Here is a 19,353-nt window from a genome sequence, read left to right as displayed (position 1 = left end):
GATAATCGGGGCTGCAACCCCTATGCGAGAGAGCCACCATGACGATTCTGGTTACCGGCGGCGCCGGCTTTATCGGCAGCAACTTTGTGCTGGATTGGCTGGCCGAGTCCCACGAAACAGTGGTCAACCTGGACAAGCTGACCTACGCCGGCAACCTACAAAACCTGGCTACTGTGGCTGACAACCCCGAGCACATTTTTGTGCGCGGCGACATTGGCGATGAGGAACTGATCACCCGCTTGCTACAAGAACACCAACCCCGGGCTGTGCTGAACTTTGCCGCCGAGAGCCATGTGGACCGCTCTATCCACGGGCCCGGGGAGTTCATTCAGACCAATATTGTGGGTACCTTTCACTTGCTGGAAAGTGTGCGCACCTACTGGGGTGCTCTGGGAGCAGACGCCAAAGCGGCATTCCGGTTTTTACACGTTTCCACGGACGAGGTGTACGGCTCTTTAGCCAAAACAGACCCGGCTTTTGCAGAAACCCACCGCTACGAGCCCAATAGCCCCTATAGCGCGAGCAAAGCCGCTAGCGACCACTTGGTCCGTGCGTATCACCATACCTATGGCCTGCCGGTGCTGACCACCAACTGCAGCAATAACTACGGGCCTTACCAATTTCCGGAAAAGCTGATTCCGCTATTGATCGTTAATGCACAAGCCGGTAAGCCTTTGCCAGTCTATGGAGACGGTCAGCAAATCCGCGATTGGCTGTATGTCAAAGACCACTGCAGCGCCATTCGCCGCGTGCTTGAGGCCGGCGTGCTGGGTGAAACCTATAACGTGGGTGGCTGGAACGAAAAGCCGAACCTCGACATCGTGCATACCGTCTGCGCGCTGCTGGATGAGCTTAAGCCCCGCGCGGACGGCAAGCCTTACGAAGAGCAAATCACCTTTGTCACCGACCGGCCCGGCCATGACCGCCGCTATGCGATTGACGCTCGCAAAATTGAGCAGCAATTGGGCTGGAGGCCGGCAGAAACGTTTGAGACCGGCATCCGTAAAACGGTGCAGTGGTACCTGGACAACCCGCATTGGGTGGATAAGTTGTTGAGCGGAGGCTACCGAATCGCAGCACCCCGCGATAAGGCGGCAGCATGAAGATTTTGCTGTTGGGTCGTGGCGGCCAAGTGGGCTGGGAGTTACAGCGGTCTTTGAGCGTGCTGGGTGAGGTGGTGGCGCTGGACTTTGACGCCAGCCAGAACCCACAAGGCTTGTGCGGCGACTTTACGGATTTGGCGGGTTTGGAACGCACGGTAGAGGCAGTTCGGCCAGACGTGATCGTCAACGCGGCTGCACACACAGCTGTCGACAAAGCCGAGAGCGAGCCAGAACTTGCAAGAGCCATTAATGCCCTAGCGCCCGCTGCTCTTGCGCGAGCAGCTATCAAAACAGGAGCATGGCTGATTCACTACAGCACAGACTATGTGTTTGATGGCAGGGGTGACATGCCTTGGACCGAGGCCGATGCCACGGGCCCTTTGAGTGTGTACGGCCAGACCAAGCTTGAAGGCGAACAGGCGGTTGCCTTAAACCCCAAGCATTTGATTTTGCGCACCAGCTGGGTGTATGCAACCCGGGGTGGCAACTTTGCCAAGACCATGCTGCGCCTGGCGGGTGAGCGAGAGTCGCTGACGGTGATTAGCGACCAATTCGGCGCCCCCACCTCTGCAGATTTGTTGGCCGATGTGACGGCGCATGCCATACGCACCCTGCAAACCCGCCCTGAATTGGCGGGTCTGTATCACTGCATTGCCGCAGGTGAAACTACATGGCACGGCTATGCGCAGTTTGTGCTGGCTGAGGCGGCAGCTTTGGGACTGCCACTCAAAGCCACGGCAGACAAGGTGGCACCCACCCCGACAAGCAGTTACCCCACGCCGGCCAAGCGCCCGCTGAACTCGCGCTTGGACACCCGCAAACTACAAGCCGCGTTTGGCTTGACCCTGCCCCACTGGCAAGCGGGTGTAAGGCGCATGTTGATTGAAATTTCAGGGAAGTAACACCATGAGCGATTTGTCGCACGGCATCACGGCGAAGCGCCGCAAGGGCATTATTTTGGCGGGGGGGACCGGTATTCGCCTGTACCCCGCAACCCAGGCTGTCAGCAAGCAGCTCCTGCCGATCTACGACAAGCCCATGATTTACTACCCCTTGAGTGTGCTGCTGCTGGCAGGCATCAAGGAGGTGCTGGTGATCAGCACGCCGCAAGACACCCCCCGGTTTGAGCAGTTGCTGGGCGACGGCAGCCAATGGGGTGTTCGCATTGAATACGCGGTGCAGCCCTCGCCGGACGGGCTGGCACAGGCGTTTTTGATTGGTGAAAAGTTTCTGGACAGTGCCCCCTGCGCGATGGTGCTGGGCGACAACATCTTTTACGGGCACGATTTCGTGGGGTTGCTGCAGAACGCCACCGCGCAAACGAGCGGTGCTACCGTGTTTGCCCATGCGGTCAATGACCCGGAGCGCTACGGCGTGGTGGAATTTGACCCGGCAGGTAAGGCGATCAGCCTGGAAGAAAAACCCAAGGCCCCGAAATCGCGCTACGCAGTGACAGGCCTGTATTTTTATGACGCCAACGTGGTTGAGATGGCCAAGCAGGTAAAGCCCTCTGCCCGGGGCGAGTTGGAGATTACCGACCTGAACCGCATGTACCTGGAGCGCGGCGCATTGGATGTGCAGACCATGGGCCGCGGCTACGCGTGGCTGGACACAGGAACCCATGAATCGATGCTGGAGGCGAGCCAGTTCATCCACACCATTGAAAACCGCCAAGGCCTGAAGGTGGCCTGCCCCGAAGAGATTGCGTGGCGCAGCGGGTGGATTGACGATGCACAACTACAACTGTTGGCGCATCCGCTGGCAAAGTCCGGCTACGGGCAGTACCTGCTGCGTTTGCTGAAAGAAAAGGTTTTTTGATGCAAGTCACCCGCACTGCTATTGCAGATGTGTTGCTGCTGGAGCCCAAAGTTTTTGGGGATGAGCGCGGCTTTTTCTTTGAGAGCTTTAACGAGCGCGTGTTTCGTGAGGTCACCGGAGTGACATTGCCCTTTGTGCAAGATAACCACTCCAAGTCCGGCTACGGTGTGCTGCGCGGGCTGCACTACCAAACCCAAAATCCCCAAGGCAAACTGGTGCGAGTGGCTCAGGGCGAAGTTTTTGATGTGGCCGTAGATATTCGGCCTGAATCCCCGACCTACGGAAAATGGGTAGGCGAGATACTCTCGGCCGCCAACAAGCGGCAACTATGGGTGCCACCCGGGCTGGCGCATGGTTTTGTGGTGTTGTCGGAAACAGCCGAGTTTTTATACAAAACTACAGGCTACTACACGCCTGCTTTTGAAAAATGTATTGCCTGGAATGACCCCACTTTGGCAATCGAATGGCCGGCCATGTCGATAGCGCCCAAGTTGTCAGCCAAGGACATGGCCGGGGATTCTTTCACCTCGGTGTGAAAAGCGCCACGGTTGGGAGACGAAAATTCGTAACCGGGTGATTCCGGCGCCCTGCGAATGCGTGGCTTGCGCTATCCTTCACGGCTTATGGCATCCGCTGATTCATTGACCCGCGATCCCGCTTCTGTTGCCCTGCCGGGAATTGGCAGGGCGCTGGTGCTAGCCGGAAAGCTTCCCCAGCAAACGGCTGAAGAAATCTACCGCAAAGCACTGTTGAGCAAAAACAGTTTTATGGCGGAACTGGTGGGGTCGGCGGCGGTATCGTCGTTGGATCTGGCACAAACCTTGTCTGCGGCCTTTGCGGCACCGCTGCTGGACTTGGATGCTGTCGATGTGCAGCGCCTGCCCAAGGGCCTGCTAGACGCCAAGATTTGCACGGAATTCAGGGTGCTGGTGCTGAGCAAGCGCGGTAACCGCTTGATCATTGCCACCGCAGACCCCTCAGACCAGCAGGCTGCGGAGCGCATCAAGTTTGCGACCCAGATGGGCTTTGACTGGGTCATTGCCGAGTACGACAAGCTCTCCAAGATTGTGGACGCCAATACGGTCACTGCGACCGAGGCGATGGAAGAGATCATTGGCGGCGACTTCGAGTTTGATGAAGCCGCTGCTGAGTCCGCCATTGAGACCACCCAAGCGGCGACCGCGGATGTCGAAGATGCACCGGTGGTGCGTTTCCTGCACAAAATGCTGATGGATGCGTTCAGCATGCGGGCCTCTGACTTGCACTTTGAGCCCTACGAGCACCAGTACCGGGTGCGCTTCCGTATTGACGGGGAATTGCGCGAAATAGCAAGCCCTCCGATTGCGATCAAAGACAAGCTGGCCTCGCGGATCAAGGTGATCTCGCGGATGGATATTTCGGAGAAGCGGGTCCCACAAGACGGCCGTATGAAACTCAAGGTGGGCGCGGACCGGGTGATTGACTTCCGGGTCAGCACACTGCCGACGCTGTTTGGCGAAAAGATTGTGATCCGTATCCTGGACCCGAGCAGTGCCAAGCTGGGCATTGATGCGCTGGGTTACGAGGCTGAGGAAAAAGAACGCCTGCTCAAGGCGATTGGCCGGCCTTACGGGATGATTCTGGTCACGGGGCCTACGGGTTCCGGCAAAACGGTGTCGCTGTACACCTGTCTGAATTTGCTGAACCAGCCGGGGGTGAACATTGCTACGGCAGAAGACCCCTCCGAAATCAACTTGCCGGGTGTCAACCAGGTGAACGTGAATGAAAAGGCGGGGCTGACCTTTGCTGCAGCGCTGAAGTCGTTTTTACGGCAGGATCCGGACATCATCATGGTGGGGGAAATCCGGGACTTGGAGACGGCGGACATTTCGATCAAGGCGGCGCAAACCGGCCACTTGGTGCTGTCGACCTTGCACACCAACGATGCACCGACAACGCTCACGCGGATGCGGAACATGGGCATTCAGCCGTTCAACATTGCATCCAGCGTCATTTTGATCACCGCGCAGCGCTTGGCACGGCGTTTGTGCGGGCAATGCAAGCAACCGGCCGATGTGCCGGAGCTTGCGCTGCTGGACGCGGGATTCAAGCAGGCTGATCTGGATGGGAGCTGGAAGCCCTATAGGGCAGTGGGTTGCTCGGCTTGCAACAACGGATACAAGGGCCGGGTGGGTATCTACCAAGTGATGCCCATCAGTGAAGAGATTCAACGCATTATTTTGCGTGATGGCAGTGCAATGGATATCGCCGCCCAGTCAGAGTTGGAGGGCGTGCGCTCGTTGCGTCAGTCCGGCTTGCACAAAGTGAAACAAGGGCTGACTTCGTTGGAAGAAGTGCTTGCTGTGACCAACGAGTAAAAGGGCAACCCCGGGAGATCTATGGCAACAGGAAAATCTGCGCCCACCAAAGACGTGGTTTTTGAATGGGAAGGCAAAGACCGCAACGGCAAGCAAGTCCGGGGCGAGTCGCGTGCCGTGGGCGAAAACCAGGTGAAGTCCATGTTGCGCCGACAAGGCGTGACGCCGACCAAAATCAAAAAGCGGCGCATGCGCTCGGGCAAATCGATCAAGCCCAAAGACATGGCGATCTTTACCCGGCAGCTAGCTACGATGATGAAGGCTGGTGTGCCCCTGCTGCAAGCCTTTGACATTGTCGGCCGCGGTAACCCGAACCCCAGTGTGACCAAGTTGCTGAGCGACATCCGCGCGGATGTGGAAACCGGTACCTCACTGAGTGCAGCCTTCCGCAAGTACCCGCTGTACTTTGACAACCTGTATTGCAACTTGGTTGAGGCCGGCGAGTCGGCCGGTATTCTGGATCAGTTGCTGGACCGCCTGGCGGTCTATATGGAGAAGACAGAGGCCATCAAATCCAAGATCAAGTCTGCGCTGATGTACCCGATTGCGGTGCTGGTGGTGGCTTTTGTGGTGGTCTCGGTGATCATGATTTTTGTGATCCCGTCGTTCAAGCAGGTCTTCAGCTCTTTTGGTGGAGAGCTGCCTGCGCCCACCTTGTTTGTGATCGCCCTGAGTGAGATCTTTATCGAGTACTGGTGGCTGATATTCGGCGGGATTGGCGGTGGGTTGTACTTTTTCATGCAGGCGTGGCGCCGCAACGAGAAAGTGCAGGCCTTCATGGACCGCGTCATGCTGAAACTGCCCATCTTCGGTGTCATGGTGGAAAAGAGCTGTGTGGCCCGCTGGACCCGTACGCTGTCCACCATGTTTGCGGCCGGGGTGCCCCTAGTGGAAGCTCTGGATTCGGTTGGAGGGGCCTCTGGCAACGTGGTGTACCTGAATGCGACCCAAAAGATACAGCAGGAAGTGTCTACCGGCACCTCACTGACTGCAGCCATGGCGAATGTGAATTTGTTTCCGTCGATGGTGTTACAGATGTGTGCCATCGGGGAAGAGTCGGGCTCTATTGACCATATGCTGGGCAAGGCGGCCGACTTCTTTGAAGCGGAAGTCGATGACATGGTGGCAGGCATCTCCAGCCTGATGGAGCCCATCATTATTGTGGTGCTAGGCACACTGATCGGCGGGATTGTGGTGTCGATGTATCTCCCGATCTTCAAGTTAGGACAAGTGGTTTGATGAGCACCGGTTTGCAATGGTTGGACGTGGGTGTATTGGGTTTGCTGGGACTACTGATCGGCAGCTTTTTGAATGTAGTGATCCACAGGCTGCCCAAGATGATGGAACAACAATGGGCTGCGGAATATGCCGAAATGGAAGGCAAAGAGCCGCCTGCACAAGCCCCGTTTAACTTGATGGTGCCACGGTCGCGCTGTCCGCACTGCGGCCACCTGATCGCTTGGTACGAGAACATCCCGGTCGTCAGTTATGCGGGTTTGCGCGGCCGTTGCGCTGAATGCAAAAAGCCGATCAGCGTACGCTACCCGCTTGTCGAGCTGGTGACTGGCGGTCTCTTTGGATTCTGCGCATGGCAATGGGGCTTGTCTGTTACAGCCTTGATTTGGTGTGTCTTTTGCGCGGCGCTGGTGAGTCTGGCCATGATTGACTGGGACACCACCCTGCTGCCGGATGACATCACGCTGCCCCTGGTATGGCTTGGCTTGGTGGCCTCTGCCCTTGGATGGACCGCGGTGCCCTTGAATACTGCTCTGTGGGGTGCGGTTGCGGGGTATTTGTCATTGTGGTCGATTTACTGGCTGTTCAAGTTGGTGACTGGCAAAGAAGGCATGGGCTATGGTGACTTCAAGCTGTTTGCCGCGCTGGGTGCATGGTTTGGCTGGCCGGTGCTGATCCCCATGATCTTGCTGGCGTCCGTAATCGGCGCGATCGTGGGTATTGCGATGAAGTTCACAAGCGGTTTGCGGGAAGGGGGCTATGTGCCCTTTGGGCCGTTTCTGGCTGGCGCGGGCTTTGCTGCGTTAATCATTGGGCCCGACACCTTGCGCCAGATGGCCAACTTGTAAGTAGGGCCCACAAGATGCGGGTAGGGCTCACAGGTGGTATCGGCAGCGGGAAAAGTACGGTTGCCGCCTTCTTGGAGCAGTGCGGTGCAGCAGTCGTGGATGCTGATGCAATTTCGCGTGCAGCAACTGCCACGGGTGGAAGCGCAATTGCCCCCATCAGCGCCGCATTCGGAACGCACATGATCGATGCCAGGGGTGCACTGGACCGCGTAAAAATGCGGGCGAAAGTGTTCCAAGATATTGAGGCCCGCAAGCTGCTGGAGTCCATCATTCACCCACTGGTCGGCGCCGCTATTGAGGCTGCCACCCAGGAGGCTCGGGCCGGTGGTGCGCGATGTGTAGTGCTGGACATTCCCCTGTTGGTCGAGTCTGCGCACTGGCGAAAGCGGCTCGATAAGGTGCTCGTGGTGGACTGCTCCACCGAGACGCAGATCCGCAGGGTCGTGCAGAGAAACGCGCTTCAAGCCCGCGAAGTTCAGGCTGTCATTGACAGTCAAGCCCCACGCCTCACCAGGCTTGCGGCTGCCGACTGTGTGATCTCGAACGAAGACCTGTCTTTGCTGCAACTTGAAGCGGTGACGAGGCAAATGGGCGCACACTTCGGGCTATGATCGACCGCCGACCGGAAATACCAGCGTGATCCTTTACGAATACCCCTTCAACGAACGCATCCGCACGTATTTGCGGCTGGAACACTTGTTTCTGCGTCTGGCCGAGTTGATGGGGCGACCTGATCCCCTGGACCACCACTTCGCGTTGACCACCATTTTTGAGGTCATGGACGTGGGTGCGCGGGCTGACCTGAAGTCCGATGTACTGAAGGACCTGGACAAGCAAAAGCAGGTGTTGAACGGTTATCGGGGCAACCCCGCGATCTCCGAGGCGGCACTCGACAAAATTGTGAACCAACTCGACCAGTGCTTTGCTGACTTGAATGCACTGGCCGGCAAGTCGGGCCAATCGCTCACCGAGAACGACTGGCTGATGAGTATCCGGAGCCGGGTGGGTATCCCGGGAGGCACCTGCGAATTTGATTTGCCCGCGTACTATGCATGGCAGCACCGCGATGCGGCTGCTCGACAGCAAGATTTGCAGCGCTGGGCCTCGACACTAGCGCCTTTGGCAGCCTCGATTCACCTGCTCTTGAAGATGCTGCGCGACTCGGGTGCCCCCCAGAAGGTGATGGCAGTCGCGGGGCAATTCCAGCAAAATCTGCCCCAGGGCCGCACTTTCCAGCTGCTACGCTTGGCGGTGGACCCTGCCCTCCAGGTGATCCCTGAGATCAGCGGCAACCGGCTGATGGTATCTATCCGCTTTATGCGGCACGAAGCCGACGACCGCCTGCACTCCAGTGCGCAAGATACGGGCTTTGAATTGACCTTGTGCTCTTGATAGACGCCGGGCCGAATGACGATGGACTCTCCGATATTGGAAAAGCTAGTGCGCTGCCCCGCTTGTGGTGGCGATAGCGTTTACGGACCGCGCAATCTGTTTCGCCCTTTTTGCAGCGAGCGCTGCAAGAACTTGGACTTGGGCGCTTGGGCGAGTGAGTCGTTCAGAGTGCCCACTGAGGCACCACCCGACGAGGCGCCCTTCGGCGACCCGAAACTACAGTGAATCAGCCAATCACCGCCGCAGAATCTGCGCTGGTAGCTCCTGAAATAGTAGCACCCGAGTGATTCCGCTCTGCGGCGAACCAGTCAAGCACCGGGATGGTACCTGGCAAAACAGGTTCAACAGCTACCGGGAGCTGTTGCCATGCAAAACTCTGGGACTCGCGCATTTCCAGCTCGCCACTCCACTCCAAGACTTTGCAAAAGTGCAGACGCACCAGCGCGTGTGGGTAGTCGACCATTTCAACCCGCCAAGCTAAGGCGTGGCCAATGTGAATACCGATTTCTTCTATGAGCTCACGACGCAGTGCCTGCTCAATGGTTTCACCGGCCTCGACCTTACCGCCGGGGAACTCCCAATAGCCTGTGTAGGGCTTGCCTTGGGGCCTAGATGTCAACAAAAACGCACCGTCTGGGCGAACCAATACGCCCACCGCAACGTCCACAGCAGGACGGTCTGAACTGCCCGTGCGTTGGGCTTGAGGATCTGCGACCAATGGGGTGGATGCCGTCAAGATGCGGCCCGCCCCGAATAATCGCGTGCAAACTGATAGGCGACACGGCCGCTCCGCGCTCCGCGCTCGAGTGCCCACAAGAGGGCCTCAGAACGGGCAGCCTCAATGGCTGCTGAGTCGAAACCCAAGGCGCTCAACCACTGGTTGACGATCGATAGATACTCATCTTGGCTGAATGGGTAAAAGCTTACCCACAGGCCAAAGCGCTCAGACAAGGAGATTTTCTCCTCTACCCCTTCGCCGGGATGCACTTCTCCATCTTCGGTGTGCTTGTAGCTCAGGTTGTCGGACATGTATTCGGGCAAAAGATGCCGCCGATTACTGGTCGCATAGATCAACACATTCGGGGTGGAGGCTGCAACGGAACCGTCCAGCACCGACTTCAGTGCTTTGTAGCCTGGCTCGCCTTCATCAAAGCTCAAATCATCACAAAAGATGATGAATTTTTCCGGCCTTGCTGCGATCAGTTCAATGATGTCCTGGAGATCTATCAGGTCTGCCTTGTCCACCTCGATCAGGCGCAAGCCTGAAGGTGCATAGGTTTGAAGGCATGCCCGAATAAGAGATGACTTTCCGGTACCGCGGGCACCGGTTAACAAGACATTGTTTGCCAAGCCACCGCGCACAAACTGCGCTGTATTGCGTTGGATTTTTTCCTTTTGGTCGTCAATCTCGCGCAGTGAGTCCAATGACATGGCACCCACATGCTGCACCGGGGAAATAACACCTTGGCCACCGGACCGGCGACGATAACGGAAGGCGATCGACGCATTCCAATCTGGCGCTGTCAATGAGTGCGGAAGTGAGGCCTCCACACGCTGCATGAACAATTCAGCCCGCGCGAAGAAGCGCTCTAGTGCATCAGACATCAAGCAATCCCGTTTAGGAGCGATAGTCGGCGTTGATCGTCACGTAGTCGTGGCTGAAGTCGCAAGTCCAGACCGTCTGGCTGGCAGCGCCCCGCCCCAAATGGACGCGCACGGTAATCTCGCTTTGCTTCATGACACGCTGACCATCCTCCTCACGGTAGGCGGGATTTCTACCACCGCGGGTTGCGACGTGCACATCGTCCAAGAACAGCTCGATGAGTGACTGGTCCAAATCCTGGATACCTGCGTAACCCACAGCAGCAAGAATACGGCCGAGGTTGGGGTCGCTGGCAAAAAATGCGGTTTTCACCAAGGGTGAGTGCGCAATGGCATAGGCCACAAGACGGCACTCCGCTTCGGTTCCGCCACCCTCAACTTGCACGGCAATGAACTTGGTTGCGCCCTCGCCGTCCCGCACGATGGCTTGCGCCAACTTGCGAGCAACCTCCAGCATTGCGCGCTTTAGAGGGGCGGCAGAGGCCGCATCCAGATCAGTGACAGTTGGATTGCCCGCCTTGTTGGAAGCAATCACCAACAACGAATCATTTGTAGAGGTATCGCCATCTACCGTCACCCGGTTGAACGAGCCCTCGGCAAGTTCGCGTGCGAGGGCGGGCATCACGGAGGCGTCAATACAGGCGTCGGTAGCAATGAACCCCAACATCGTGGCCATGTTCGGGCGAATCATGCCCGCGCCTTTGCTGATACCCGTGACCGTGATCAGGAAGCCGTCCACCATGGCCGTTGCGCTGAAAGCTTTGGGCTGGGTGTCCGTGGTCATGATGCCCTCGGCCGCCTTGAGCCAGTTGCTTTCCCGGGCATCCAAAATTGCCGCGTCCAAGCCGGCCACAATCCGGTCCACTGGTAGTGGCTCCATGATCACGCCAGTGGAGAATGGCAGGACTTGCGTGGCCTTGAGGCTGAGTTTGCCCGCCAGAGCGGAGCAGGTTTCCTTGGCGCGCGCCAGCCCATCGGCTCCAGTGCCGGCGTTGGCATTGCCGGTGTTGATCACGACTGCGCGAATGTCACTGGCTGCGAGATGCTCGCGACAAATTTGTACCGGGGCTGCACAAAAGCGGTTCGTCGTAAACACGCCGCCAACAGTGCAGCCGGGGTCCAGCAGCATCACGGTCACATCTTTACGGCCGGGCTTGCGAACGCCTGCCTCGGTAACCCCGATACGGACACCGGGCACCGGCAACAGGTCAGCTGCAGCAGGCAGCGGGAGATTCACTGGCATACAAAGACCTTCAAGAGAGTTTGCCGTGGCACTGTTTATATTTTTTACCGCTGCCGCAAGGACAAGGATCGTTGCGACCGACGCGCGGGACATCGGACTCGGCAGTTTTTACGGTAGTGGCATCAGTCGTCGTTTCGACTTCACCAGTCTCTGTGGGAGCGGTGTAGGTGACGTTGGCGATGCTTTCCCCGCGCGATTCAATCGCGTCGGCTGCCTGCTCCAACTGTTCGTTGGATTGGATCTTGACAGTCATCAAGATTTTGGTAACGTCATTTTTGACGGAGTCGAGCAACTGCCCGAATAGTTCAAACGCTTCGCGCTTGTATTCTTGTTTGGGTTGCTTTTGCGCGTAACCCCGCAGATGGATACCTTGGCGCAGGTAGTCCAAGGCGCTCAGATGGTCACGCCAGTGGCTATCGATACTCTGCAAAAGCACCATGCGCTCGAACTGGGTGAAGTTGTCTTTGCCGACCAGGTTCACTTTGCTCTCGAAAGCCTCGTTCGCAGCCGTAGTAACGGTGGTCACGATTTCTTCATCGGTAATAGAGCTGGCGCTGCTGACTTGCTTCTGAAGGTCGAGGTTCAGTTGCCATTCTTCTGACAGCATCTTCTGGAGCGCTGGAATGTCCCATTGCTCTTCTACCGACTCTGCCGGGACGAACTGACGCACCATGTCTTCAAACGCACCTTCGCGCAGACCCGCAATCTGGGCCTCCAGATCGGAGGCATCCAAAATTGCGTTGCGTTGTTGGTAGATGACCTTGCGCTGATCGTTGGACACATCGTCGTATTCCAACAGCTGCTTGCGCATGTCGAAGTTACGCGCTTCTACTTTGCGCTGCGCGCTTTCAATGCTACGGGTCACGATACCGGCTTCAATGGCCTCACCCTCTGGCATTTTGAGGCGATCCATGATGGATTTCACCCGGTCTCCGGCAAAGATCCGCATCAAAGAGTCATCAAGACTCAGATAGAAACGGGATGAACCGGGATCACCTTGGCGCCCTGAGCGACCACGGAGTTGGTTGTCGATCCGGCGAGACTCGTGGCGTTCGGTCGCAATGATGCGCAGGCCACCCAGCGCCTTGATGGCTTCGTGGTCTTTTTGCCACTGGCTTTTCAACTCCGCGACTTTGGCTTGCTTGGCAGCTTCGTCCAAAGAGGCATCGCCCTCAATCGCCTCCAGCAGCTTGTCCATGTTGCCGCCAAGAACAATATCGGTACCACGGCCGGCCATGTTGGTCGCGATGGTGATCATCTTTGCACGACCGGCCTGAGCCACGATGTCTGCTTCGCGCGCGTGTTGCTTCGCGTTCAAGACCTGGTGAGGCAACTTTTCTTTATCGAGGAGCTCGGCAATGATTTCTGAGTTTTCAATCGATGTGGTTCCCACCAGAACAGGCTGGCCCCTGTCATAGCATTCGCGGATGTCTTTGATTGCCGCATCGTACTTTTCGCGGGTTGTCTTGTATACACGGTCCAACTGGTCGTCCCGGCGGCTGATGCGGTTTGGCGGGATAACTACAGTTTCGAGACCATAGATCTCCTGGAACTCGTATGCCTCGGTGTCTGCGGTGCCGGTCATACCCGCCAGCTTGCTGTAGAGGCGGAAATAATTCTGGAAGGTAATGGATGCGAGGGTCTGATTCTCTGCCTGGATCTGTACCCCCTCTTTGGCTTCTACCGCTTGGTGCAAGCCGTCGCTCCAACGGCGACCCGTCATCAGACGGCCGGTGTACTCGTCGACAATGACAATTTCACCGTTTTGCACAACGTAGTGCTGGTCGCGGTGATACAGATGATTGGCGCGCAACGCTGCGTACAGGTGATGCATCAACGTGATGTTTGCCGGGTCGTACAAAGAAGAGCCCGCAGGTATCAAGCCCAGCTCTGCAAAAATGGTCTCGGCTACTTCGTGCCCTTGTTCCGTCAAGAAAACTTGGTGACTCTTCTCATCTAGAGTGAAGTCGCCAGGCTTGGTAATGCCTTGCCCAGTGATGGGATCAGCCTCCCCCTCTTGCTTGACCAAGCGCGGAATTGCTTTGTTAATGGCGAGATAGAGTTCGGTGTGGTCTTCAGCTTGACCACTGATAATGAGTGGTGTGCGGGCCTCGTCGATCAAAATGGAATCAACTTCATCCACGATGGCAAAGTTCAGTCCGCGTTGCACCCGATCAGCCGCTTCGTAGACCATGTTGTCGCGGAGGTAGTCGAAACCGTACTCGTTGTTCGTACCGTAGGTGATGTCAGAGTTGTAGGCCTGCTGCTTGTCTTCACGTGGGGCTTGGGGCATGTTGATGCCGACGGTCAGACCCAAGAAGTTATAGAGGCGGCCCATCCATCGCGCATCGCGGCTGGCAAGGTAATCGTTGACGGTAACAACGTGAACACCTTTACCGCTCAGTGCATTCAGAAACACCGGCAACGTCGCGGTGAGCGTTTTGCCCTCACCGGTGCGCATTTCCGAAATTTTCCCGTAATGCAGTGCCATCCCACCCAGCATTTGCACGTCGAAGTGGCGCATTTTCATGACGCGCTTTGAGCCTTCACGGACTAGCGCAAAAGCTTCCGGAAGGATGGCATCGAGTGTTTCGCCTTTAGCGACACGGTCTTTGAACTCTTGCGTCTTGGCACGGAGCCCGTCGTCGGTAAGGGCCTCGAACTCAGGCTCCAGTGCATTGATGCGAGTTACTACGACCCGATACTGCTTGAGCAAACGATCGTTGCGGCTGCCAAAAATTTTGGTAAGGAAGTTAATAGCCATCAATGCGAGCGCTGCCCGACGGACCCACCATGGGCTCACCGGACTGCACAGTCCTTTGTTTATCTTGAGAAAGTGGAGGCTCTTTGCGGGAAGTCAAGCCAGACTAATGGCCAGCGCTCAGCATCGAGTCAATCAGCTGATTTTAGCGCTGTAGAACAGACGCCTTGGAAGAGGCAGACCGCTCAGTGCCCAAACCTTTTCCGGCATTCAGAAACTTCTGTGGATCTTGAGGAACGCCCTGAACCAAGACTTCAAAGTGGAGGTGTGCGCCTGTAGATCGCCCGGTGTTGCCGACATCCGCGATGCGCTGTCCACGCTTGATCAGATCGCCCTTATTCACATGGACTTTAGAGGCGTGCGCGTATCTTGTGATGAGGTCGTTACCATGATCCACCTCGAGCATGTTTCCGTATTGCGGGTGGTATTCCTGCGTCACCACCATACCGCCGGCCGCAGCGTAGATGGGGGTACCGACACCCGCCGGGAAATCAAGCCCTGTATGCAGAGCCGAACGGCCTGTGATGGGATCGATCCGCCACCCAAAGATGGACCCCAGATTGGCATCCAACACTGGTTGCTGCGTAGGCACCATCATTTTCTTTATCTTTTGCTCGAAGAGACGGGACTCAATGACTGTCATCACGTCAGCATTTTTAGTGGCAGCGCCATCCAAAGAAGCCAAAGTTGCGTCAAGCTCTTCGATGGAAAGGTCACGACCGGCGATCAGCGCTCCGCCGCGCCCTGGTGCGACTGTAATTTCAGCCGGATTGATACCAGCGAGCCCGGAAACACGTTCGCCGAGCGACTCTAGCTGCAACATCTTGGCCTGCATCTCGCCAAGGCGCTTGGCAAGTACCTCGATATTCTCTTTCACGTATCGATCGCGCTGGGCAATTTCGTCTTTGGAGACGAGGCGTACCAGCGATCCAATCACAGGCCAACCCTCTCGCGCACCCTTCATGAATACCCAGTGGTAAAGCCCCGCGGACACCAGCATCAACACCAATGAAGCCAGCAGTATCGCCAGGATCAATTTAAAGCCATTGAGATGAAAAGCGCGGGACCTTGCCATCCACGCATCCGTGATAATCACCTGCATCCAGCGAACCCCTTATTGCATCTCGCAAACATGATCAGAAACCACCGCTCTGTTTCAGCACTACAGGCGGCCCACGAGTCGCCCACCTTGTCACACCTTGCAGCCCTCACCAAGGAGTCCAGCGCGCGCCTTAAAAGTCTGGAGGGACTCCTTCCGGGTGGATTGTTGAAGAACATCAAACCGGGGCCGATTGAAGGCTCTACCTGGTGCTTACTGCTAGACAATAACGCCGTAGCGGCAAAACTACGCCAGCTCATGCCTGCACTGCAAGCGCACTTACGATCAAAGGGGTGGGAGGTTACCTCAATTCGACTCAAGGTACAAATGTCGTCGCTTACTCGGTAAATAAGCGAGAAAGAAATGGTGCCGGTTATCGGATTCGAACTGATGACCTACCGCTTACAAGGCGGTTGCTCTACCAACTGAGCTAAACCGGCACGGGCTAAATTCTACACCAGCAATTTAGCGCTTCTCGAGAGAAAGCACTATTTAATTCGCGTGAGCGCAGGGCGCGATGCTGGTGTTGGAGACTTGGGCGGAGTAGGCTCTGAGTCAGCCTCTTGAGCTGCATCCACTGCCGTCAACGCCGCACCCGGTGCCTTGTTAACTCCCTCGACATCAAGTGACTGCGCTTTGGGGGTCTTCGTCGAGAGTGGAAACGCCATGCCCTGGCCATTCTCACGGGCATAAATAGCCAGAACATGATCGACAGGCACCAGGATGTCGCGAGCCACACCTCCAAACCGGCCCTTGAATTCGATGTATTCGTTTCCAAGCTTTAAGGCGCTGGTGGCATCGAAGCTGACATTGAGGACGATTTCTCCGTCCTTCACAAACTCCATGGGAACCCGCACTGCCTCATCCACCTGCACGGCAATGAAAGGCGTAAAGCCGCTATCAGTGCACCATTCGTACAAAGCACGGATCAAATAAGGGCGAGTGGAAGGAGCGTCCATGGAGTCAAGCATAGATCCATCCTGCGTTATTTACGCATGACCTTTTCAGAGGGGGTCAATGCTTCAATGTAAGCGGGGCGCGAAAAAATGCGCTCTGCGTACTTCAACAGCGGAGCAGCGTTTTTGCTGAGTTCGATACCGTAGTAATCCAGACGCCACAACAAGGGGGCGATGGCCACGTCCAACATCGAGAAGCTTTCACCCAACATGTATTTGTTCTTCAAAAACACCGGGGCGAGCTGTGTCAAGCGGTCGCGGATGTGCGCGCGAGCCTTCTCCAAGGCCTTTTCATTGCCTTTGGTCGCACGTGCTTCCAAGGTATTTACGTGCACAAACAATTCCTTCTCAAAATTCAAAAGGAACAGGCGTACGCGTGCACGATCCACGGGGTCTCCGGGCATCAACTGTGGATGTGGAAAACGCTCATCAATGTACTCATTGATAATGTTCGACTCATACAAAATCAGGTCCCGCTCAACGAGGATTGGCACTTGACCGTAAGGATTCATCACGCTGATGTCTTCAGGCTTGTTGTAGAGATCTACGTCGCGGATCTCAAAATCCATGCCCTTCTCGAACAAAACGAAACGACACCGATGGGAAAAGGGGCAGGTTGTTCCTGAATACAGCACCATCATGGCGAAAGACTCCTAAAAAATGCAAAAAGAGTGGGACGCGTCAGCGGGCCCACTCTGAATCTGTCACTAGCCACCCTCGCCGGGAGCAGGACAGTCGAAAACTCTATTTCACGTCTTTCCAGAAGGCAGCATTCAAACGCCACGCAAACAAGGTTAAGACTGCAAGGAAAAGTAACACCCAAACGCCCACACGAACGCGGGTGTTTTGAGCGGGCTCGCCCATCCACTGAAGGTAGTTGACCAAGTCACCAACCGTTTGATCGTATTGAGCGGGAGACATAGTCCCTGGCGTTACTTGCTGCCAGCCCTTGAAGACTTTTTCTTCATGCCCGTGATTTACAACCGTCTCAAAGATGGGAACGCGCTTACCCTGAAGCTCCCACAACACGTGAGGCATACCTACGTTCGGGAACGCCAAGTTGTTCCATCCCGTCGCCTTGGTGTCATCGGCGTAGTAGGTCCGCATATAAGTGTAAAGGTAGTCAGCACCTGAACCACCTGCGCCTGCACGTGAGCGTGCAATCACGGTCAAGTCAGGCGGGTTTGCACCAAACCACTCTTTAGCCTGCCGCGGATCAATTGCCGCCTTCATGGTCTCGCCGACTTTATCGGTTGTAAACAGCAGATTGTCTTTGATCTGCTGATCCGTCAGACCAATATCTTTGAGACGGTTAAACCGCATGAACGCTGCCGAATGGCAATTCAGACAGTAATTGACGAAGACTTTTGCGCCATTCTGTAAAGAAACTAAATCGTTGGTTTTAGATGGCGCCTTATCCCAGGCAATGCCTCCGGACGCAGCATTGGCTCCGCCCACCAAACTCACAACAAGAGCCAAGCCGAAAATGATTTTTTTCATACTTTAATCTCCAGCACTCAGTGGGCTGCAAATGTCACACGGGCTGGCACAGGCTTGCTTTCACCCACAGTGCTCCACCATGGCATCAGCAAGAAAAAGCCGAAGTAAAACAAGGTACCTACTTGGGAAACACGCTCGCCAATCGGAGAAGGGGGCTGCACGCCAAGGTAAGCCAAGATCACAAAATTGATCACAAAAATGCCGTACAAATACTTGTGCCAATCCGGACGGTAGCGAATGGACTTCACAGGACTGTTGTCCAGCCATGGCAAGAAGAACAAGATCACAACCGCGCCACCCATGACCACCACTCCCCAGAACTTAGCGTCGATCGACAGCATGGCTACAGAGACGAGCACTGCAGCACCCACGATGGCAGCCTTGAAGATATTGGGCAACTTCGCCTTGATCACACCGAAGGCAGCAGCACCAATCACACAGGCGATCAACGCGTACATCATCTCACTAGTGATGGCTCGCAGCATGGAATAGAAGGGCGTGAAGTACCAGACTGGAGCAATGTGAGCTGGAGTCTTTAGTGGATCAGCGGGGATGAAGTTGTTGTACTCCAAGAAATACCCGCCGAATTCTGGTGCGAAGAAGATGATGGCAGTGAACACCATCAAGAACATGCTCACCGCAAAGATGTCATGCACGGTGTAGTAAGGATGAAAGGGAACTCCGTCCAAGGGGTGGCCTTGGGCATCGCGCGGGGCGTTGGGCCCTTTGATTTCGACGCCGTCTGGGTTGTTAGAGCCCACATCGTGCAACGCAAGCAAGTGCGCAACCACCAGACCCAACAACACCAATGGAACAGCAATCACGTGGAAGCTGAAGAAGCGGTTCAACGTGGCATCACCCACCACAAAATCTCCGCGAATCAGCAGCGCGAGGTCAGGCCCGACCAAGGGGACCGCGGCGAACAAGTTCACGATAACTTGTGCACCCCAATAAGACATTTGACCCCAAGGCAGCAGATAGCCCATGAAGGCTTCTGCCATCAGGCACAAGAAAATCGCACAACCAAAAATCCACACCAACTCGCGAGGCTTGCGGTAGCTTCCGTAGATCAAGCCGCGGAACATGTGCAGGTACACAACGACAAAGAATGCTGAAGCACCGGTCGAGTGCATGTAGCGGATCAGCCAGCCCCAAGGCACATCACGCATGATGTACTCCACAGAGGCAAACGCCAAATTGGCGTCAGGCTTGTAGTGCATGACCAAAAAAATCCCGGTGACGATTTGAATCACCAGCACCAACAACGCCAACGACCCGAAGATGTACCAGAAGTTAAAGTTCTTCGGAGCGTAGTACTCCGACATGTGAACTTTGTAGGCATCAAAAGCCGTGGGAAAACGGTTCTCGAACCAATTGGTCACCTTTTCCCCGGAAGAGGCGTTAGGCGAAATGTCCTTGAATGCTCGGGCCATGTCTT

20 protein-coding genes and 1 tRNA gene are annotated in these 19,353 nt (G+C 56.1%); 11 read left to right on the top strand and 10 right to left on the bottom strand.

The window, feature by feature from the left end; genetic code table 11:
• The first annotated feature begins 38 nt into the window (after nt 1–38).
• From rfbB to RAE19_RS13180, 10 genes are all read left to right on the top strand, one after another.
• A complete protein-coding gene (rfbB, locus tag RAE19_RS13225; RefSeq protein ID WP_313875329.1) occupies nt 39–1,103 on the top strand; it encodes a dTDP-glucose 4,6-dehydratase in 1,065 nt (354 codons plus the stop codon).
• Nucleotides 1,100–2,005, top strand: coding sequence for a dTDP-4-dehydrorhamnose reductase (gene rfbD, locus RAE19_RS13220; RefSeq protein ID WP_313875328.1), 906 nt, complete (start codon nt 1,100–1,102; stop codon nt 2,003–2,005). Before rfbB ends, rfbD begins: the two co-directional genes overlap by 4 nt.
• Nucleotides 2,006–2,009: 4 nt before the next feature.
• Nucleotides 2,010–2,921, top strand: coding sequence for a glucose-1-phosphate thymidylyltransferase RfbA (gene rfbA, locus RAE19_RS13215; protein ID WP_313875327.1), 912 nt, complete (start codon nt 2,010–2,012; stop codon nt 2,919–2,921).
• Nucleotides 2,921–3,457, top strand: a complete 537-nt coding sequence (rfbC, locus tag RAE19_RS13210; protein WP_313875326.1) for a dTDP-4-dehydrorhamnose 3,5-epimerase — start codon at nt 2,921–2,923, stop codon at nt 3,455–3,457. Before rfbA ends, rfbC begins: the two co-directional genes overlap by 1 nt.
• 87 nt (nt 3,458–3,544) lie before the next feature.
• A complete protein-coding gene (gene pilB, locus RAE19_RS13205; RefSeq protein ID WP_313875325.1) occupies nt 3,545–5,278 on the top strand; it encodes a type IV-A pilus assembly ATPase PilB in 1,734 nt (577 codons plus the stop codon).
• A 21-nt stretch (nt 5,279–5,299) separates the two neighbouring features.
• Complete coding sequence (locus RAE19_RS13200; RefSeq protein ID WP_313875324.1) at nt 5,300–6,517, top strand: type II secretion system F family protein; 1,218 nt, start codon at nt 5,300–5,302, stop codon at nt 6,515–6,517.
• Entirely contained in the window at nt 6,517–7,362 is an 846-nt protein-coding gene (locus RAE19_RS13195) for a prepilin peptidase (RefSeq protein WP_313875323.1), read from the top strand. The genes RAE19_RS13200 and RAE19_RS13195 overlap by 1 nt, the downstream gene beginning before the upstream one ends.
• A gap of 14 nt (nt 7,363–7,376) precedes the next feature.
• Nucleotides 7,377–7,973, top strand: a complete 597-nt coding sequence (coaE, locus tag RAE19_RS13190) for a dephospho-CoA kinase (RefSeq protein WP_313875322.1) — start codon at nt 7,377–7,379, stop codon at nt 7,971–7,973.
• A 25-nt stretch (nt 7,974–7,998) separates the two neighbouring features.
• Nucleotides 7,999–8,754 carry a cell division protein ZapD gene (zapD, locus tag RAE19_RS13185; protein ID WP_313875321.1) on the top strand — a complete coding sequence of 252 codons (756 nt, stop codon included), beginning with the start codon at nt 7,999–8,001 and terminating at the stop codon, nt 8,752–8,754.
• A 15-nt stretch (nt 8,755–8,769) separates the two neighbouring features.
• On the top strand, nt 8,770–8,979 hold the full coding sequence (locus RAE19_RS13180; RefSeq protein WP_313875320.1) for a DNA gyrase inhibitor YacG: 210 nt from the start codon (nt 8,770–8,772) through the stop codon (nt 8,977–8,979).
• A gap of 1 nt (nt 8,980) precedes the next feature.
• On the opposite strand, the gene RAE19_RS13175 is transcribed toward RAE19_RS13180, so the two are convergent.
• The 5 genes from RAE19_RS13175 to RAE19_RS13155 form a co-directional block, all read right to left on the bottom strand.
• Nucleotides 8,981–9,490 (bottom strand): NUDIX domain-containing protein, encoded by a 510-nt coding sequence (locus RAE19_RS13175; RefSeq protein ID WP_313875319.1) that lies wholly within the window; start codon nt 9,488–9,490, stop codon nt 8,981–8,983.
• Complete coding sequence (locus RAE19_RS13170) at nt 9,487–10,359, bottom strand: ATP-binding protein (RefSeq protein WP_313875318.1); 873 nt, start codon at nt 10,357–10,359, stop codon at nt 9,487–9,489. The genes RAE19_RS13175 and RAE19_RS13170 overlap by 4 nt, the downstream gene beginning before the upstream one ends.
• Before the next feature lie 13 nt (nt 10,360–10,372).
• Nucleotides 10,373–11,599, bottom strand: a complete 1,227-nt coding sequence (argJ, locus tag RAE19_RS13165) for a bifunctional glutamate N-acetyltransferase/amino-acid acetyltransferase ArgJ (RefSeq protein ID WP_313875317.1) — start codon at nt 11,597–11,599, stop codon at nt 10,373–10,375.
• A 10-nt stretch (nt 11,600–11,609) separates the two neighbouring features.
• Entirely contained in the window at nt 11,610–14,363 is a 2,754-nt protein-coding gene (gene secA / locus RAE19_RS13160) for a preprotein translocase subunit SecA (protein WP_313875316.1), read from the bottom strand.
• Between the two features lie 142 nt (nt 14,364–14,505).
• Nucleotides 14,506–15,462 carry a M23 family metallopeptidase gene (locus tag RAE19_RS13155; RefSeq protein WP_313875315.1) on the bottom strand — a complete coding sequence of 319 codons (957 nt, stop codon included), beginning with the start codon at nt 15,460–15,462 and terminating at the stop codon, nt 14,506–14,508.
• A 30-nt stretch (nt 15,463–15,492) separates the two neighbouring features.
• Between RAE19_RS13155 and RAE19_RS13150 the strand changes: the two genes are divergently transcribed.
• Nucleotides 15,493–15,807 carry a hypothetical protein gene (locus RAE19_RS13150; RefSeq protein ID WP_313875314.1) on the top strand — a complete coding sequence of 105 codons (315 nt, stop codon included), beginning with the start codon at nt 15,493–15,495 and terminating at the stop codon, nt 15,805–15,807.
• Nucleotides 15,808–15,823: 16 nt separating this feature from the next.
• Here RAE19_RS13150 and RAE19_RS13145 read toward each other — a convergent pair.
• The 5 genes from RAE19_RS13145 to RAE19_RS13125 form a co-directional block, all read right to left on the bottom strand.
• Nucleotides 15,824–15,899: transfer RNA gene (locus RAE19_RS13145), tRNA-Thr, on the bottom strand.
• Nucleotides 15,900–15,947: 48 nt separating this feature from the next.
• Nucleotides 15,948–16,430, bottom strand: a complete 483-nt coding sequence (locus tag RAE19_RS13140) for a ClpXP protease specificity-enhancing factor (protein ID WP_313875313.1) — start codon at nt 16,428–16,430, stop codon at nt 15,948–15,950.
• 14 nt (nt 16,431–16,444) lie between these two features.
• On the bottom strand, nt 16,445–17,056 hold the full coding sequence (locus RAE19_RS13135) for a glutathione S-transferase N-terminal domain-containing protein (protein ID WP_313875312.1): 612 nt from the start codon (nt 17,054–17,056) through the stop codon (nt 16,445–16,447).
• Nucleotides 17,057–17,159: 103 nt separating this feature from the next.
• Nucleotides 17,160–17,915 (bottom strand): cytochrome c1, encoded by a 756-nt coding sequence (locus tag RAE19_RS13130; RefSeq protein WP_313875311.1) that lies wholly within the window; start codon nt 17,913–17,915, stop codon nt 17,160–17,162.
• Nucleotides 17,916–17,932: 17 nt separating this feature from the next.
• Complete coding sequence (locus RAE19_RS13125) at nt 17,933–19,348, bottom strand: cytochrome b (protein ID WP_313875310.1); 1,416 nt, start codon at nt 19,346–19,348, stop codon at nt 17,933–17,935.
• Nucleotides 19,349–19,353 lie beyond the last annotated feature (5 nt).

The sequence above is a fragment of the Rhodoferax potami genome, from assembly GCF_032193805.1.
GTDB lineage: Bacteria > Pseudomonadota > Gammaproteobacteria > Burkholderiales > Burkholderiaceae_C > Allorhodoferax > Allorhodoferax potami_A.
The sequence above is the reverse complement of the archived record's forward strand: the minus strand, read 5'-3'. Positions and strand labels throughout refer to the sequence as shown.

Excerpts from the sequence above, each read along its gene's own strand:
- RAE19_RS13150 (WP_313875314.1), top strand. The coding sequence starts at position 15,493 with ATGATCAGAAACCACCGCTCTGTTTCAGCACTACAGGCGGCCCACGAG.
- rfbD (WP_313875328.1), top strand. The coding sequence starts at position 1,100 with ATGAAGATTTTGCTGTTGGGTCGTGGCGGCCAAGTGGGCTGGGAGTTA.
- RAE19_RS13130 (WP_313875311.1), bottom strand. The coding sequence starts at position 17,915 with ATGAAAAAAATCATTTTCGGCTTGGCTCTTGTTGTGAGTTTGGTGGGC.
- RAE19_RS13135 (WP_313875312.1), bottom strand. The coding sequence starts at position 17,056 with ATGATGGTGCTGTATTCAGGAACAACCTGCCCCTTTTCCCATCGGTGT.
- secA (WP_313875316.1), bottom strand. The coding sequence starts at position 14,363 with ATGGCTATTAACTTCCTTACCAAAATTTTTGGCAGCCGCAACGATCGT.
- coaE (WP_313875322.1), top strand. The coding sequence starts at position 7,377 with ATGCGGGTAGGGCTCACAGGTGGTATCGGCAGCGGGAAAAGTACGGTT.
- RAE19_RS13180 (WP_313875320.1), top strand. The coding sequence starts at position 8,770 with ATGACGATGGACTCTCCGATATTGGAAAAGCTAGTGCGCTGCCCCGCT.
- RAE19_RS13200 (WP_313875324.1), top strand. The coding sequence starts at position 5,300 with ATGGCAACAGGAAAATCTGCGCCCACCAAAGACGTGGTTTTTGAATGG.
- argJ (WP_313875317.1), bottom strand. The coding sequence starts at position 11,599 with ATGCCAGTGAATCTCCCGCTGCCTGCTGCAGCTGACCTGTTGCCGGTG.
- rfbC (WP_313875326.1), top strand. The coding sequence starts at position 2,921 with ATGCAAGTCACCCGCACTGCTATTGCAGATGTGTTGCTGCTGGAGCCC.
- RAE19_RS13140 (WP_313875313.1), bottom strand. The coding sequence starts at position 16,430 with ATGCTTGACTCCATGGACGCTCCTTCCACTCGCCCTTATTTGATCCGT.
- rfbB (WP_313875329.1), top strand. The coding sequence starts at position 39 with ATGACGATTCTGGTTACCGGCGGCGCCGGCTTTATCGGCAGCAACTTT.
- RAE19_RS13170 (WP_313875318.1), bottom strand. The coding sequence starts at position 10,359 with ATGTCTGATGCACTAGAGCGCTTCTTCGCGCGGGCTGAATTGTTCATG.
- pilB (WP_313875325.1), top strand. The coding sequence starts at position 3,545 with ATGGCATCCGCTGATTCATTGACCCGCGATCCCGCTTCTGTTGCCCTG.
- RAE19_RS13125 (WP_313875310.1), bottom strand. The coding sequence starts at position 19,348 with ATGGCCCGAGCATTCAAGGACATTTCGCCTAACGCCTCTTCCGGGGAA.
- rfbA (WP_313875327.1), top strand. The coding sequence starts at position 2,010 with ATGAGCGATTTGTCGCACGGCATCACGGCGAAGCGCCGCAAGGGCATT.
- RAE19_RS13195 (WP_313875323.1), top strand. The coding sequence starts at position 6,517 with ATGAGCACCGGTTTGCAATGGTTGGACGTGGGTGTATTGGGTTTGCTG.
- RAE19_RS13155 (WP_313875315.1), bottom strand. The coding sequence starts at position 15,462 with ATGCAGGTGATTATCACGGATGCGTGGATGGCAAGGTCCCGCGCTTTT.